Raw genomic sequence first — 14,858 nt, 5'->3', positions numbered from 1 at the left:
GCGTGCGCTCACCCAGCTGGTGTTTTCTATGGAAACCGTATCGCAAGGATCTCTAGGTCAACTGTGCTGGCAGGTTTGCGCCACTCGACGATGCTGCCGAGTTCGGCTCCAAGTAGGGCAACACCAAGAGGTGAGTAGGGAGCGATAAGGCCTTGAACTGGGTCGGCTTCGTCCTCTCCTACAATTCGAAATGTTCGCCGCGTGTCGTCCTCGGTCATGACATCAACCTCTGCCCCAAAGGCAACGATATCAGTTTGGTGGTTTTTGGGATCAGGAACAATGGCCCGACTAATGCGCCCTTCGAGAAAGCGAATGTCTCGCTCTGTGACTGCGACGGCTTGCTTCGTGTCAAATGCATCAGGGGTCTCCTTTAGCTTTGCCAGATCCCTCCGGCGTTCACTCAGTCGCGCATTCAAAGTAGCGAGGCCTGACGGCGTGACCAAATTTGGATGCGGACTTTGTGGCAGGTCGTCCAGTCGAATACTTTCGTCACCGTCCTCTTCTTTTGTGAATGCCTTACTCATGGATGATCTCCCTAGAAGTCTAAAGATTTAAATGCCCAGCGTGAAACAGCAGGTGGTCTTCGATATAACTGGCTATGAAGTAGTAGCTGTGATCATAGCCATCGCGACGGTTTAGCTTCAAAGGATAGCCGCTCGCCTTTGCCGCCGCTTCTAATGCCTCAGGTTTCAGTTGATCTTCTAGAAACTCGTCGGCCTCGCCTTGATCAACGAGCGCGGGCACAAGTACGTCAGCTTTGCGCATCAGAATACTCGCGTCGTAGTCTGCCCAAGCGGCGGTATCTTTACCCAGATAGGCTGTGAGCGCTTTCTGTCCCCAAGGGCAATCCACAGGGTTTGCAATCGGGCTGAAGGCGGACACGGATTGAAATCTTTCAGGATTTCGAAGTGCCATAACAAGCGCACCATGCCCGCCCATAGAATGACCAAAAATAGACCTTTTGTCGCTGACTGGAAAGGTGGTTTCGATCAACTGGGGCAGTTCGTTCAGCACATAGTCATACATGTGATAGTGGCGGTTCCACGGTGCCTGTGTCGCGTTGACGTAAAATCCGGCACCTTTACCAAGATCATAGCTATCATCGTCGGCCACATCTGTGCCGCGCGGACTGGTGTCTGGCGCGACGATTGCGATGCCAAGCGCTGCGGCCATGCGTTGGGCACCCCCCTTTTGCATGAAGTTCTCATCAGTGCAGGTTAGCCCAGAAAGCCAGTAAATTACGGGTACTTTTTGTCCGTTTGCAGTTTGGGGCGGCAGATGGATCGCAAACCGCATATCGCAGTTCAGCGTGGTTGAGCGGTGGGCGTAGTGCTTGGTCCAGCCGCCGAAACTCTTGTTAACGTTCGTGTTCTCCAGTGACATGCTGCACCTGCCGTTCAAAAGTTGAGGCCACGCCAAAATTGGTGCGACCGATCTTTTTGTTTACTTATCGAAGTGAATGACCGAGCGGATGCTCTTGCCTTCGTGCATCAAATCGAACGCAGTGTTGATGTCCTCAAGACCCATGGTGTGGGTGATGAAGTCATTCAGCTTGAACTCGCCCTGCATGTAACGCTCGACGTATTCGGGCAATTCAGAGCGCCCCTTAACGCCACCGAAAGCAGACCCACGCCAGACGCGGCCAGTGACCAGTTGGAAGGGGCGGGTGGAGATTTCCTGACCAGCACCTGCAACACCGATGACGACAGATTCACCCCAGCCCTTGTGGCAGCATTCCAGTGCTGAACGCATGACGTTAACGTTGCCAATACACTCGAACGAATAGTCAACGCCGCCATCGGTCATCTCGACGATCACGTCTTGGATCGGCTTGTCGTGGTCTTTCGGGTTGATAAAATCCGTCGCGCCCAGTTTGCGAGCCAAATCAAATTTTCTCTCGTTGATGTCGATCACTATGATCCGGCTGGCCTTGGCCATTGCCGCACCAATCACAGCCGACAGACCAATGCCGCCCATGCCAAAGATCGCGACGGTCGCGCCTTCTTCGACCTTGGCGGTGTTCATCACAGCTCCCATGCCCGTGGTGACGCCGCAACCCAGCAAGCAAACTTCTTCCAATGGCGCCTCGGGGTTCACTTTAGCCAGCGAGATTTCCGGCAACACGGTGTATTCCGAGAAAGTCGAGCAGCCCATGTAGTGCAGGATCGGTTTGCCGTCTTTGTAAAAACGGCTGGTGCCATCGGGCATCAAACCGCGCCCTTGGGTTTCGCGGATTTTCTGGCACAGGTTGGTTTTGCCGGATTTGCAGAATTTGCACTCGCCACATTCGGGTGTGTAAAGCGGGATCACGTGATCATCAACGGCCACGCTGGTCACGCCTTCGCCAATGGATTCAACGATCCCGCCGCCTTCGTGGCCCAAAATGACTGGGAACAGGCCTTCGGGATCATCGCCCGACAGGGTGAAAGCATCGGTGTGACAGACGCCGGAAGCGACAATACGGACGCGGACCTCACCGGCCTGCGGTGGCATCACGTCGATCTCTTCAATAGAGAGCGGCTGGTTAACGGCCCAGGCAACGGCGGCCTTGGATTTAATTAAATCGGTCATCTCAACTCACTTTTTTCTGGTGCGGCGGTTTGCGATTGACGTTTTACACTATTTCCGCCAAAGGATAATTGGGCATTTGCGCAAATGACTATTACCGTACAGTAATAGTCAAAATCACTTGGATCAGCGGTAGAGGAAACAATTTTGGCAATTTGGGAAGGCATTTCAGAATTCGTCGCAGTCGCCGAAGCCGAGAGCTTTACCGCCGCCGCCAACCGCTTGGGGATTTCCACGGCGCAGGTCAGCCGTCAAATTGGGGCACTCGAAGCACGGCTGGGCGTCAAACTGTTTTATCGCACCACGCGCAAGGTTTCGATCACCGATACAGGGCAAATCTATTACTATCATTGCCGACAGGTTCTAGATGGGCTGGCAGATGCTGACCGTGCCATCACCGATCTGCACGAGACCCCCAAAGGCAGGCTTAACCTGACCGCGCCCGTGACCTACGGCGAATCCAGAATTGCGCCGCTGATCAACGACTTTGTCGCGCTTTATCCCGAGTTGAATGTGATGCTAATATTGACCAATCAGATGGTTGACCTGGTGGCAGAAAGCTATGATTTGGCGATCCGCTTGGGCGAATTGGAAGACAGCACGATGATGGCCAAACGGCTGGCATCCCGCACACACTATGTCTGCGCGTCTCCCTCTTATCTTGCAGGGCAGGGCGCGCCATATACCCTGTCCGAGTTAGACCGGCACAATTGCCTGCAAGGCACACTGGACACCTGGCGGTTTCAAGAAAAAGGTAAGCCCCGCCACATCCGCGTCAAAGGCAATATTCGTTGTAACAGTGGCTGGGCGCTCGTCGATGCTGCAACTAAGGGCATCGGAATTATCCAACTTCCAGACTATTATGTTCGCGCAGATATTGCAGCAGGCCGGTTGGTCCCGATCCTAGAAAACTTCTGCGCGCCCGACGACGGTATCTGGGCGATCTACCCGCACAATCGCCACCTTTCACCCAAAGTGCGGTTGCTTCTGGATCATCTGAGCGAGGGTTTGGGACAAACACAAGACATGATGCCAAAAGCGAATAGGATACTCAAGTGATCGTCAGAGAACACCCGTCAACCCTAAAGCTGTTCTTTGTAATGCAAGGCTCGGTCGTGCCGAAAATCATTGGCCGGATCATCAGCATCGCTCTTCTTTCTGTCGTTGTAACGCTGCTGGATCGATATGTGGTCCCGTTGCCGCGTATATCTATCGGCGCGATGGGGATATTTGGTGTCGCACTCTCGCTGTTCCTCGGGTTTCGCAACAACGCTGCCTATGATCGGTGGTGGGAGGCCCGCAAACTTTGGGGTGCAATGATCGCAGATGTGCGCAATCTGGGGCGGCACATGAGTGTCTTTGTTGGTAAAGGTGAAGATCGCGAACAAATACTGTCCTTCGCTGTCGCTTTTGCGCATTTGCACCGTGGTTTTTTGCGAGGTGTCGATGTGAAGGCGGATATCGTCGACTGGGTTGGCGAAGAAAATGCCGACGCAATGATCGCCCGACAAAACCCCGCAGATGCAGCGTTACGGTCGATGGCCGACAAGATTGGCATGCTGATCAAAGAGGATGCAGTCAGCGGGTTCGGCCAGATGACGATCTCGCAAACGCTGTCATCTTTGGCATTGTCACAAGCAGGGTGTGAAAGGGTTTTCACCACGCCTCTGCCGTTTGTTTACTCTCTGTTGGTCCGCCGGACGACTTATCTTTATTGCTGGCTGCTTCCCTTCGCACTGATCGAAGCGACTGGCTGGTTCGCCCCAATATTTGCCGCCGTTGTGGTCTATGTGTTCTTTGGCCTGCAAGCTGTGACGAACGAGTTGGAGTTACCGTTTCGCAATGTACAAAACGGTCTGCCGCTTGACGCGATGTGCCGGACAATTGAGATATCGGTGTCTGAAGCGCTGGATCGAACTCCGCCCGCTGCGTTGCCTGTAACAAACCATGTGTTGAGTTGAACCGTGCCGTCATTTTAAGTCAGTGATAATTGCAGGGTGCGCCCCATAAGGATGGCATTATCAGAGGAAACAGACTAGGGTTGGTTAGGGCATGCCGCTAGCCTTGTGCCATTAAAAGGCTAGCTATTTCGAAACGAGCTCCGAGCTCCGAGCTCCGAGTACTCGTGGTCACGCTTCGCACAATCCAAAAGACGCGAAGGGTCTGCACGTTTGGCCAAATGATAATAGAATCCTGATGATGCTTATGTGCAAAAAATAATATCGTACAGCAATCATTATGAAAATATTTAGTGAGATGACTGCATTGCAAAAAATCTTGTGAATGCACCAATAGCTTCAGAACGTTTTGCTCAAAAATCCAAAAAACTGGATGACTTCCAAGGAAAAAATTAAGGATCTAAAAAATGACCATAACAACACAGATGACCCGTCGTCACCTTCTGACTGCAGCATCAACGTCAGCTATTTTGGTCGTCACACAATGGCCTTCGTACGTATCAGCCCAAGAAATTGATACAGACGCGTTCCTAAAGCTATCCCAAGATCTCACTCAGGTTGATAAACTTGATGCAGATTTTGCCGCAGCGATGCTTGAAGCATACGAAACTGCCGGCAAAGGTGACGCGGTTGCGGCTTTGGTCAATGGTCAGGGTAACGACGATTTGGCCAATGATATCGTGGGGAAATGGTACAGTGGTACGTCCCCCAATCCTGATAGCGAGCAGGTTGTCACCTACACTGACGCCCAGATGTGGTATGCAATGACGTATACTAAACCAATGGGCTATTGCGGCGGCGGTGTTGGATATTGGGCTGATGTCCCGGAAATCTAATCGCGAAACTTCTAAAATTTCAAGATATTAAGGAGCCACGAACATGGCAGACGACATTACCGCAGACATCCTTATCATCGGCACTGGTGTTGCTGGTGCAATCGCTGGATCGAAGCTTGCTGAAAAAGGCTTGAGCGTTGCGTTTCTGGAAACTGGAAAGCGCATTGATCGGTTCGATGCAGTAGATAAATTTTGGAACGCGGCCATCAAGGTTCCTGAATCCGCATATCCGAACGATGATACCGCACCGCACCCGCTAAGCCATAAGATCGAAGACTATTACCAGCAAAAAGGTCCAGAACTGTTCCGTTCGACATATGTGAAGGTGGTCGGCGGTACAACGTGGCACTGGCTTGGAACAACGCTGCGCAACGTGCCTTCAGATTTCAAAACTCAAAGCCTTTATGGGCAGGCCGTGGATTGGCCTATTGATTATGATGATCTTGAACCTTTCTATCTCGCTGCCGAACAAGAAATTGGTGTGGCGGGTAACAGTTCTATTGATCTAGGTTCCCCACGCTCCGGTGACTACCCAATGGGCGAGATACCGATGTCCTACTTGGATAAGAAATTTGCAGCGGCGCTGGAGGAGTCAAAATTTGAAGTTCGTGCAACACCTCAGGGCCGAAACTCAACCTTTCATGCCGACCGCCCGGAATGTTGCGGCAACGCATCTTGTATTCCGGTCTGCCCTATTCAGGCCAAATACGATGCCACAGTCCATGTTGCCCAGGCAGAAGCCGCTGGTGCAACAGTCTATGACCAGACGACAGCAACCAAACTGAACCTTGGTCAAGATGGCAAAATCATATCTGTCGATTTTCGCCGCGCTGATGGCAGTACCGGAATCGCGTCGGGCAAAGTTTTTGTTGTTGCGGCACATGGGATCGAAACGCCGCGCTTGCTTCTTAATTCAGCTCAGGAAGGTGCAGAGAACGGTATCGCCAATAGTTCTGATCAGGTTGGTCGCAACTTGATGGACCACCCCAGCCGACTTAGCTGGGCGGAAGCAGCGGAACCTGTCTGGCCTTATCGCGGTCCGCTTTCTACCTCTGGGATCGAAAACTTGCGTGACGGTGATTTCCGTAAGAATCATGCAGCGTTTCGTATTGAAATCGGCAATGACGGCCACAGCTGGCCGACGGGCGCACCGCAGTCTACCGTTGAAGATTTGGCTAAACAAGGTTTGCGTGGGGATGAACTAGACGCCGCAATCAAAGATAAAACGTCACGACATATCCGTCTTGCTTCCCTAGTAGAACAATCCCCAGATGCGAAAAACCGTGTGACGCTGGATCCAGAAAAACGTGACGCCAACGGAATGCCGCTGCCGGTCATTAACTATGACTATTCCGATTATACACGCGCCGGCCTAAAGGCAGCGGAAGAAGCACACGACGAAGTGTTTGAAATGTTGGGAGCCAAGAACGTGCAGCATTCTCCCGATATTCAGGGGGCAGGCCATATTATTGGTACGGTCCGTATGGGGTCAAATCCGCAAGTTTCAGTGGTTGATGCGGATTTGCGTAGTTTTGATCACAGCAACCTGTTCCTTCTGGGATCAGGCGTCTTTCCGACTTCGGCCACGGCAAATCCGACGCTGACAATCGCAGCGTTGTCACTGCGCGCGGTTGATCCAATTGCATCCTCTGTGGAATAGGTGATCAAAGACCATTTGGGCAAGTTCTGTCTTGCCTAAATGGTTGCCCCTCTACATCAGTATAAGGCAACAAACCCTCCTTCTTGGAACGGTCGGAAAAAAACCCGCTTTCCGCGGCCACAAATGCCGTTCTAAACCAAAGCAGTTGTTGAAGGTTTCGGCATCTACTGTGAAAACTGCTATCTTGGTATCTCGACCTCTCTTGTAAGGCACATGATCCAACGTCGAAGTTTTCACTATAGGTCCTTCGAGCTTCCTAAGCGTGACGGAACATTTTGACAAGTCACTACTCCTAGGACATACCTGAAAGTTGTCCAATGGTGGAATTGCGATAATATTCTCAATTCATTTGTGCTGGGTGATAGCGTTCACGGATTTCGCGCGGGGCGGAGTTTTTTGACCAATGCTAAAGTCCATCTTGGCGCTAAACACATTCTGAATGTAGATATACAGCGGCTACAGCACAACCCGAACGTTGCGATGTGAGATGATGCGGAAGTTATCAGTTACTTGATCTCGAAAGTTGCGCCACTTTTTTGGGACGACCTCTCGCATAAAGTTCAAGATTGGGTTGGCGAAGTGTTTTTGCGTTGGATAGTGCCGATTATGGGTGACGTGGCTGTGCATGACGGCCCAGAGCCTCTCAATGGGATTGAGATGAGGGCAATAGGGCGGTAGTTGGATCAGGTGAATGCGACAGTTTTTGCGCGACAGGAACGCTCTGACATTGGGGCCTTTGTGGTATGGGGCATTGTCCCAAATGACGTGAATGATACGTTTGTCAGGGTTTCTGGCCTCAATTTTGGCGAGAAGCTGAACGGAGCTGACCCCATCGACGGTGGTTGGTTCAACGAAGGGCGCGTCAAAGGTTTCCAGGTTCAGAGCGCCGTGAATGTTCACGCGCCCAGATGTCGTTTGGATGGCGGGATTTGACCCTTTGCGAGCCCAACCATGGCTGGGTTTGCTTTGATATTCCGGATGAACTGCATCCGAGAAGTCGACGGCCTCGTCGGCAGGCAAGTTATTCAGTAGGTTCGTATGAAATGCGATGAATGCGGCCTGCTTTTCAACGTCAGCCACACGGGGCAGCGCCTTTGGTTTGCGATACTCGAACCCCAGACGGGCCAGAAGCTTGATGCAGCCAGAATGAGATAGTGGATGTTGAATTTTGCACCCATATAGGCTCTGATCTGCGCCGTTGAACGGCAGAACCGTTCCTCAAGCCATTCGCTCAAATCCGCCTCATGAGCAATCGTCATCCGTGACTGCCCGCCTTTCCACCCATCGTAGGCGACGGCCTCCCAGTCCTCAGCCAAATATTGCTTGTGCCAGCTGCGCACCGTGTCGTCGTCCAGAAACAGAACCTTTGCGATTTGGGCACATGACATCCCATCATTCAGCAGCGAAAGCGCATTCGCCCGCCGCGCAACCCCGTAATCCTCACGCTGGCGCTTCACGCAGGATAAAAGCTCAAGGCGGTCTGCAGTGGTAAGAAAATTAGGGCGGATCATAAAGACACCTGAAACTCATTCGCTCAGTCCACCAATGCAAAAGTCGGGTGTTCAAAAACCCCGAGTATATTAAAAAATTCTTCCCTAGCTTTTCCACGCAGATGGTTGATAATTGCGCATGGGGTATGGCGCAGAAGGAGCTCAGCTTCTAACAAGCCTAACAACTTATCAGGATTGCGCACCTACTGGCGCACCTACCAGCCCGGAAATCGGCAACATTGTTCTGTCAAAGTTAGATGAGGAGATGGCTATGGCTGATTTTCCTATACTTTATACTAGATATGCCGACGATTTGACTTTCTCTTCTCAGAATTGGTTGGATGCTGGTCTTGTAGGTAAGGTTGAAAGAATCGTTGCCAATAACGGGTTCGAACTTAACCGAAACAAAACGAAATTTATGGGGGCGGGTGACAGAATGGATGTTACCGGTGTCGTAATTAATGACAAGGTCAACTTTTCCCGAGCGTGGAGGAACCGCGTTCGAGGATATTTGCACCGAGTTAGATTGAACCCTGAGAATTATCGCGGTGAGCGGAACAAAGTCGCGGGACTATACGGTAGTCTCAAGGCTCTCGATCCCGAGGAAGTTAATTTGCTAACAGTCTATGCGCAACATGCTCTCCGAGTACTATCAACCAAATGATACTTATAGATTTTAATTTTCTCAGAAACCGACTTGAACCTGTTCTGGCTGGAAAACAGAGGTCACGAAGCTCACCAACAAAAACAAAGTGGCTTTCTGGTTTATGGCTTTTAATTGAAATTGACGGCCAAGATTCATCGGTCTGATCCTGCAAGAATATGAGTGCATAAAATAACCTTGCGGTTTGTGCTGAAAATCGTGACATTTTGATGAACTCGGCGGCATAGGCTGAGATCCGGAATTTTTGATGGGTTGATTGCAATTGGAAGTTCCTTTCGTGGATGAAAGGAACTTCGGTGTGTCTCGGTAATGAAAGAAAAAATGGCAATAATTTTTCTGCATAATTGCAGGCCTTAGCTGCCGTCGAGACATAAAAAGCTGTTAAAAAAAATGCCAGGCTGCAGAAAGTCAATTGGAAGCTGGATGTAATTCGGTCAATGCCCCTTGCTGGAACCTTCTGAATGATGGAGAAAGCTTCTGTGAAATCAGTGCGTTTCAATTCAGAAAGCGGTTTGTTACCAATTACGTTGGCGATCAACTTGGCGGTCGATTGCAGGTTTGCAAATGAATTGCGATGATACGAGTCGCCTTTGGCAAGATCGGCACGCTCATCAATGTCTTTGCCCTGCTTGACTTCAGACGTGCGAGCTTTTCACCGAGACCTGCGCTCAGAATTCGCCCGAGGCCAGAGCGTTCGTCAAAACTTAAGAGCTGGATGTCAGCTTTGGAAGTATGCAATACTGTGGCGCCATAAATATCAGGGGCTGCAACTGGCAAAAGCTGATCGGTCGCGGTGGTACGCCTGCGAAAGCGGTCGTCTGATCCGCTGCCTTGATCAACGCCGCCCCTGCGGATTTGTGAGGTGCGGTCGCAATTTGTGCTTTGCGTTGCTCTTCTTTGGAAAGGGATAGGTCATCAGTGACTTCCCAACCAGCGCCGCAACAATGTTTCCGAACAACTGGTCGATTTCAGCAAGTGTTGTTTTGGTATCTTCAACAGTGTCATGCAACCAAGCTCCTGAAACGGTATCTGCCTCACCACCATGCCGCGCGACGGTATCAGCAACCTCGGCGCAATGCGTTACGTAGGGCGTGGGGTTTGCCCCCTTGCGGAATTGTCCTTCATGACGGGCGGTTGCGAGGTCTTCTGGTGTCATCCTGTATCTCCGTTGGTTGCTTATTACATCTTCAATATTTGCAACACGTGGCACGTATTACAAATGTTTTGTGTTACCAGTGATAAATTACGTGTTACAAACAGTTGGAACCGCTAATATTGGAGATACTCGTGGAAAATTGCCCAATTTCAATTCGCTTAGGTGCAAGACGGATGGATGCACTTGAGCGCTAGCTGGCTGAGAACCCCGACGGCTCCCGCAATGGGGTGATTGAGGGAGCCGTCGAGGCTTACCTGAAAGAGACTGGGTTCTGGGCGGAACCTTCGGTATCAAATGCCTCAGAAGACACGGCTGATTTTGCAGCCAAGCGACTAACCCTTTCCGAGCGGGTAAAGACGCTGGAAGCGGCAATGGATCAATTGAAGAAATCGGGAAACCCTTGAGTTAGAAGCGCAAAAGTTGAAACCAAGCGTAGATATGTACGGACTATCGGGACACTTTCTGCAAATTTACTGATTTAGGATGGTGGATCAACTTTGCATGGACCTTCGGCGATACAGAATATACCTTGGCGAAGTGAATTTTTATTTTATCGGTGCACAAGGAACTTAAACCCATGTTAACCAGACGCCATTTTGTGATTACTTCTGGTGCGTTATTTTCCGCACCTATCCCAAGCGCGCTGTCGGCGGCTCCAACATCGAATTCCGCAAATTGGGCTGCATGGGATGCACAAGTAACCCCACCCGATTACGATCCGGCGACGTCCAATCCTTGGGGTTTTAACCCGCGCTTTCTGCCGCAAGTTGTTGAAGCGAATGCGGGGCTAACGCCCGGCGACATCCATGTCGATGCTATTGCTCGATATGTTTACCACATCCGCAACGACGGCACCGCGATGCGTTATGGCGTCGCGATCGCACGCGGGAGCCTTTATGAGCCGGGGACATATACCATCCGACGCAAGGCTAAGTGGCCGACTTGGACACCCACAACCGCGATGCTCAAACGCGATCCGCAATTGTATGAGCAATACGCCGACGGTCAGGATGGCGGCCCGACGAACCCGCTCGGATCGCGGGCGTTTTATCTATATGTGGGAAATCGCGATACCTATCTTCGTATTCATGGCACGCCTAGCCCTGGTTCTATTGGCGGGCGGGCGAGTTCGGGGTGTGTACGCATGGCGATGCCGCACATCAATGATTTGTATGATTTTGTCTCGACCGGTGTGCGGGCCTATCTCTATCCGCCTGAAGACACAATTACCGCGCAGAGCTAAATTTCAGGGGAGCGCGAGCAGATCGGCCGCCCTTCGTTTGTGCGGAGAGGTAGGAATGTCGTCTCAACCGGGCCTGTATAGCGATAGACATAGCACCCGTCTGAGTCATTGATCCGTACTTCGCTGAGGTCCTGATAAGGAGCGGCCATGGCCCGAAGCCCTTCGGGAACATCGCTCGTCCGATAATCCGCAGGTTGACCGTTGACTGAGGGCGGCGTGCCTTGAAACTCTGTACACGCAGTAAGCGCAAACGTCGCGCAGCCAATAACACAAGCCAGAACTTTCATCGCATATTTCCTTCAAACATCAACTAATTGCCGTAAGTGTACGAAATAACAGCCGCTATTGTCGAGAGGGTGCTGCGGCGATAACGCTTTCGCTCTCAGATAGCAGGGTGTCACGCATCAAATACACTTCTAGTGTTGGCTTGATATTGTAGCGTCGAGGAAAGGTGAAGTGGTCCGGCAAATTCGGACAGCGTGCTAAGATGTATCCAACACGAATGAATGGATACGAGTATGACGAAGCGACGGAACTTTTCAGACAAGTTTAAGGCTGCGGTGGCGTTGGAAGCACTGCGTGGAGATAAGACAGTTCAGGAGATCGCGGCCAAGCGCCAGCTCCATCCTACGCAGGTTAAAGCATCGAGCTTTTAACTTGATCCGTATCCCGCCTCACAAAAGAAGTTCCAGCATTCGTCTGGCGTGAAGAGATTGCAAATTTTGGCGAGGGCATCGAACATCTGGTCAAATGTTCTGGCTCCGATCCTTCGAAGGTGGGCTTTGAGTTTTGAGAAGGCCATTTCAATGGGGTTGAGATCGGGTGAGTACGGCGGCAGGTAGAGGAACCAGCACCCGACTTCCCGCAAGGCTTCTGCAGCCGCCTTGTTGTAATGGGTGGCAAGGTTGTCGCAAATGACGACAGTGCCTGGTCGCAGTTCCGGGGCAAGGACATTGCGGACGTAGACTTCAAACGCCTCACCATCCATCGCCCCCTTGATGACCCATGGTGCAATCAGGTTATCTTGCGTCAGGCCTGCAATGAACGTCTGAGTGCCCCACGCCCCAAACGGTGCGTCCATTTCCAGACGCTTTCCGCATAGACTGCGCCCACGTAGTCGGGTCAGATTGGTTTTTACTGACGTCTCGTCTATGAAGACGAGCCGTTCAGGATGCGCTTGCATTGCCGGAATACGGTACCGGAACCAGTCCCGACGACGCAGCTTCACATGGGCGCGGAGCCGCTCGGTGGCCACCAGTGACTTTTTTTGTACGTGTAACCAAGTTTGCGCAGGAACCGTCCGATAGATGCAGAATGGGCAACAACACCCGTGGCGGCCTTCAGCGCTCCGGCCAGTTCTGGCAGTGTGATGTCACCATCCTGCGCGACCAACTCTACAAGAAACTCACGGTGGAGCGCGAGCTTTCCGTGTCCTTTTGGTCGCCCTTGGACATCCGGTGTGGCATTGCCTCGCTCACGGATTCTGCGAAGCCAGCGAACGCCCGTGGCCGCCGAAACCTTCAAACGCGCCGCCGCCGCACGACCGCTCAACCCTTCCTCAATGTACTCTTGAAACCGCGCCCGAAGCGCCATCGGTAATGCTGCTGACATGATCCATCCTCCCAACCAGAGTGAATCACAAAACTGAACTCAACGGAATCCTATCGATTCAATATTTAAGCTCGACGCTTTAGTACATGGAAACGGCAGGCGATTGAGGGCATGGCAAGCGTCTTCTCAGACAAGGTCAAAAAGGCTGAGAACAAAGATGGCGAGATCAAGGAACTTCATGCCAAGATCGGCCAACTGGCGCTTCTCGGGGTGTAAACACCCCTGCCAGCCAACGGGTGGAAAACGATTTTTTGTCACAAGGGCTGAAGCGATGAGCCCCATTGAACGCCGAGAAATGATCCGCAAGGCGAACGCGAAGTTGAGCCTGACGCGCCAATGCAAGCTTCTCAAGACCAGCCGTTCATAGATCTACTACACGCCAGTCGGCCTTGATCAAGCAACGCTTGATCTTATGCGTGAAATTGATCGTATTTTTACGAAGTATCCGTTTTTTGGCAGCCGCCAGATTGCCGCCTATCTTCCCCAGTCGGGGTTTTCAGCAGGCCGGCACCGTGTCCGTCCCCTGATGGAAGTTATGGGCTTGCAGGCCATCTATAAAGGCCCAAACACCAGCAAAAAATATCCTCAGCACCGCATCTATCCCTACTTGCTGAGAAAGCTGCCGATCACGCGGCCCAATCAAGTTTGGTGCAGCGACATCACCTACATTCCCGTCAAAAGTGGCTTTTTGTATCTGGTGGGGATCATGGACTGGGCAACCCGCAAGGTTCTGTCCTGGCGGCTCTCCAATACGCTGGATGCCAGCTTCTGTGTTGAGGCGTTGGAGGAAGCTATTGCCAAATATGGCAAGCCAGAGATCATGAATACGGATCAAGGCAGCCAATACACAGGCGCGGGCTGGATCACGACTTTGACTGAAGCCAACATCAAAATCTCCATGGACGGTCGCGGTCGCTACTTGGATAACATCTTCATCGAACGCCTCTGGCGATCCCTGAAGCAGGAGGCCGTCTATCTGCATGAAATTATCGACGGGTTCCAAGCAAAACGGATCATCGACAGCTGGATCGGGTTCTACAACTCCGAGCGCCTTCACACCGCCCTTGAAAAGGGTACGCCTGACATTGCATACTTCGGACAAGCAGAAATACGAAAAGCGGCATGAACATAAACCGGACGCAACTTAGCAAAGCCGTAAACCTGTCCTAAAAAACAGGACCACTTCACTACAAAACGCGCGACCACCGCCGCGCCAAGGCCGATCATGATACCACGCAAGATAACAACGCCAATGATGCCATAGACCAGCACCCGATGCTGATAGGCGCGCGGCACACCGAAATATCCAAAGATCATCGCGATAACGAAAATGTTGTCCAGTGCGAGGCTTTTTTCAACCACAAAGCCGGTCAAATACTGAAGTGCGGACGGTTGGCCCAAAAAGTACCAAACCCAAAGCGAGAACAGCAATCCGATGCTGATGTAGAAGGCTGACAGCATCAGGCTTTCGCGCACTCCGATTCCGTGGGGTTTGCGTTGCAACACGCCAAGGTCGAAGATCAGAAGCGCCAGAACGAGCAAAAGAAAACCAATCCAACTCCATACAGGTTTTCCCAAGAAATCGACAAAAAGAAGGTCCATGTCACCAAAACTCCGAAAAAGACGGTTGAAGAGTACTCGAAAGTCTCGTTCACCCAACGCGCCACAGCTT

General features: G+C 51.6%; 17 protein-coding genes. 7 read left to right on the top strand and 10 right to left on the bottom strand.

Going from position 1 to position 14,858, the window contains the following annotated elements; all coding sequences use genetic code 11:
- Nucleotides 1–26: 26 nt before the first annotated feature.
- The 3 genes from RC74_RS19150 to RC74_RS19140 form a co-directional block, all read right to left on the bottom strand.
- The gene (locus tag RC74_RS19150; RefSeq protein WP_039002759.1) at nt 27–524 is read right to left on the bottom strand and encodes a GreA/GreB family elongation factor; all 498 of its coding nucleotides are present in this window, start codon (nt 522–524) and stop codon (nt 27–29) included.
- A gap of 19 nt (nt 525–543) precedes the next feature.
- On the bottom strand, nt 544–1,377 hold the full coding sequence (gene fghA / locus RC74_RS19145; RefSeq protein ID WP_417935194.1) for an S-formylglutathione hydrolase: 834 nt from the start codon (nt 1,375–1,377) through the stop codon (nt 544–546).
- Nucleotides 1,378–1,443: 66 nt separating this feature from the next.
- On the bottom strand, nt 1,444–2,559 hold the full coding sequence (locus RC74_RS19140; RefSeq protein ID WP_179946770.1) for an S-(hydroxymethyl)glutathione dehydrogenase/class III alcohol dehydrogenase: 1,116 nt from the start codon (nt 2,557–2,559) through the stop codon (nt 1,444–1,446).
- 156 nt (nt 2,560–2,715) lie between these two features.
- Between RC74_RS19140 and RC74_RS19135 the strand changes: the two genes are divergently transcribed.
- The 4 genes from RC74_RS19135 to RC74_RS19120 all read left to right on the top strand — a co-directional run bounded on the left by RC74_RS19135 (nt 2,716) and on the right by RC74_RS19120 (nt 7,022).
- Entirely contained in the window at nt 2,716–3,627 is a 912-nt protein-coding gene (locus RC74_RS19135; protein ID WP_052274893.1) for a LysR family transcriptional regulator, read from the top strand.
- Entirely contained in the window at nt 3,624–4,529 is a 906-nt protein-coding gene (locus RC74_RS19130) for a bestrophin family protein (protein ID WP_039002763.1), read from the top strand. The genes RC74_RS19135 and RC74_RS19130 overlap by 4 nt, the downstream gene beginning before the upstream one ends.
- A 404-nt stretch (nt 4,530–4,933) precedes the next feature.
- A complete protein-coding gene (locus RC74_RS19125) occupies nt 4,934–5,362 on the top strand; it encodes a sugar dehydrogenase complex small subunit (RefSeq protein ID WP_236939985.1) in 429 nt (142 codons plus the stop codon).
- 43 nt (nt 5,363–5,405) lie between these two features.
- On the top strand, nt 5,406–7,022 hold the full coding sequence (locus RC74_RS19120; protein WP_039002764.1) for a GMC family oxidoreductase: 1,617 nt from the start codon (nt 5,406–5,408) through the stop codon (nt 7,020–7,022).
- Between the two features lie 456 nt (nt 7,023–7,478).
- Here the strand turns inward: RC74_RS19120 and RC74_RS23230 are convergent, their stop codons facing one another.
- Nucleotides 7,479–8,141, bottom strand: coding sequence for an IS630 family transposase (locus RC74_RS23230; RefSeq protein WP_236940092.1), 663 nt, complete (start codon nt 8,139–8,141; stop codon nt 7,479–7,481).
- Entirely contained in the window at nt 8,048–8,533 is a 486-nt protein-coding gene (locus RC74_RS23225) for a helix-turn-helix domain-containing protein (protein WP_052274665.1), read from the bottom strand. Before RC74_RS23225 ends, RC74_RS23230 begins: the two co-directional genes overlap by 94 nt.
- A gap of 118 nt (nt 8,534–8,651) precedes the next feature.
- Between RC74_RS23225 and RC74_RS23795 the strand changes: the two genes are divergently transcribed.
- The gene (locus tag RC74_RS23795; protein ID WP_052274666.1) at nt 8,652–9,176 is read left to right on the top strand and encodes a reverse transcriptase domain-containing protein; all 525 of its coding nucleotides are present in this window, start codon (nt 8,652–8,654) and stop codon (nt 9,174–9,176) included.
- On the opposite strand, the gene RC74_RS22380 is transcribed toward RC74_RS23795, so the two are convergent.
- Nucleotides 9,121–9,714 carry a hypothetical protein gene (locus RC74_RS22380; protein WP_156477525.1) on the bottom strand — a complete coding sequence of 198 codons (594 nt, stop codon included), beginning with the start codon at nt 9,712–9,714 and terminating at the stop codon, nt 9,121–9,123. The two genes, RC74_RS23795 and RC74_RS22380, sit on opposite strands and share 56 nt — an antisense overlap.
- Before the next feature lie 297 nt (nt 9,715–10,011).
- A complete protein-coding gene (locus RC74_RS19105; protein ID WP_052274667.1) occupies nt 10,012–10,332 on the bottom strand; it encodes an HD domain-containing protein in 321 nt (106 codons plus the stop codon).
- A 577-nt stretch (nt 10,333–10,909) separates the two neighbouring features.
- Between RC74_RS19105 and RC74_RS19100 the strand changes: the two genes are divergently transcribed.
- Nucleotides 10,910–11,575, top strand: coding sequence for a L,D-transpeptidase (locus RC74_RS19100; RefSeq protein WP_039000977.1), 666 nt, complete (start codon nt 10,910–10,912; stop codon nt 11,573–11,575).
- Here RC74_RS19100 and RC74_RS19095 read toward each other — a convergent pair.
- Nucleotides 11,572–11,862 carry a hypothetical protein gene (locus tag RC74_RS19095; RefSeq protein ID WP_039000978.1) on the bottom strand — a complete coding sequence of 97 codons (291 nt, stop codon included), beginning with the start codon at nt 11,860–11,862 and terminating at the stop codon, nt 11,572–11,574. The two genes, RC74_RS19100 and RC74_RS19095, sit on opposite strands and share 4 nt — an antisense overlap.
- Nucleotides 11,863–12,227: 365 nt before the next feature.
- A protein-coding gene (locus tag RC74_RS21945; protein WP_156477400.1) for an IS630 family transposase occupies nt 12,228–13,186 on the bottom strand; the annotation gives its coding sequence in 2 pieces (ribosomal slippage) (nt 12,228–12,842 and nt 12,845–13,186; 957 coding nt in all).
- A gap of 412 nt (nt 13,187–13,598) precedes the next feature.
- Here RC74_RS21945 and RC74_RS19075 point away from each other — a divergent pair.
- A complete protein-coding gene (locus RC74_RS19075; RefSeq protein WP_039000966.1) occupies nt 13,599–14,312 on the top strand; it encodes an IS3 family transposase in 714 nt (237 codons plus the stop codon).
- On the opposite strand, the gene RC74_RS19070 is transcribed toward RC74_RS19075, so the two are convergent.
- Entirely contained in the window at nt 14,240–14,788 is a 549-nt protein-coding gene (locus RC74_RS19070; protein WP_052274662.1) for a TerC family protein, read from the bottom strand. The genes RC74_RS19075 and RC74_RS19070 overlap by 73 nt on opposite strands.
- Nucleotides 14,789–14,858: the final 70 nt, after the last annotated feature.

The sequence above is a fragment of the Falsihalocynthiibacter arcticus genome, assembly GCF_000812665.2.
In the GTDB taxonomy this organism is placed as follows: domain Bacteria; phylum Pseudomonadota; class Alphaproteobacteria; order Rhodobacterales; family Rhodobacteraceae; genus Falsihalocynthiibacter; species Falsihalocynthiibacter arcticus.
Note: the sequence above shows the minus strand (reverse complement) of the source record. Positions and strands in the feature narration are given on the sequence as shown.

Excerpts from the sequence above, each read along its gene's own strand:
- RC74_RS19125 (WP_236939985.1), top strand. The coding sequence starts at position 4,934 with ATGACCATAACAACACAGATGACCCGTCGTCACCTTCTGACTGCAGCA.
- RC74_RS19120 (WP_039002764.1), top strand. The coding sequence starts at position 5,406 with ATGGCAGACGACATTACCGCAGACATCCTTATCATCGGCACTGGTGTT.
- RC74_RS23225 (WP_052274665.1), bottom strand. The coding sequence starts at position 8,533 with ATGATCCGCCCTAATTTTCTTACCACTGCAGACCGCCTTGAGCTTTTA.
- RC74_RS19150 (WP_039002759.1), bottom strand. The coding sequence starts at position 524 with ATGAGTAAGGCATTCACAAAAGAAGAGGACGGTGACGAAAGTATTCGA.
- RC74_RS19095 (WP_039000978.1), bottom strand. The coding sequence starts at position 11,862 with ATGAAAGTTCTGGCTTGTGTTATTGGCTGCGCGACGTTTGCGCTTACT.
- RC74_RS19105 (WP_052274667.1), bottom strand. The coding sequence starts at position 10,332 with ATGACACCAGAAGACCTCGCAACCGCCCGTCATGAAGGACAATTCCGC.
- RC74_RS23795 (WP_052274666.1), top strand. The coding sequence starts at position 8,652 with ATGGGGTATGGCGCAGAAGGAGCTCAGCTTCTAACAAGCCTAACAACT.
- RC74_RS19100 (WP_039000977.1), top strand. The coding sequence starts at position 10,910 with ATGTTAACCAGACGCCATTTTGTGATTACTTCTGGTGCGTTATTTTCC.
- RC74_RS19075 (WP_039000966.1), top strand. The coding sequence starts at position 13,599 with ATGCGTGAAATTGATCGTATTTTTACGAAGTATCCGTTTTTTGGCAGC.
- RC74_RS19070 (WP_052274662.1), bottom strand. The coding sequence starts at position 14,788 with ATGGACCTTCTTTTTGTCGATTTCTTGGGAAAACCTGTATGGAGTTGG.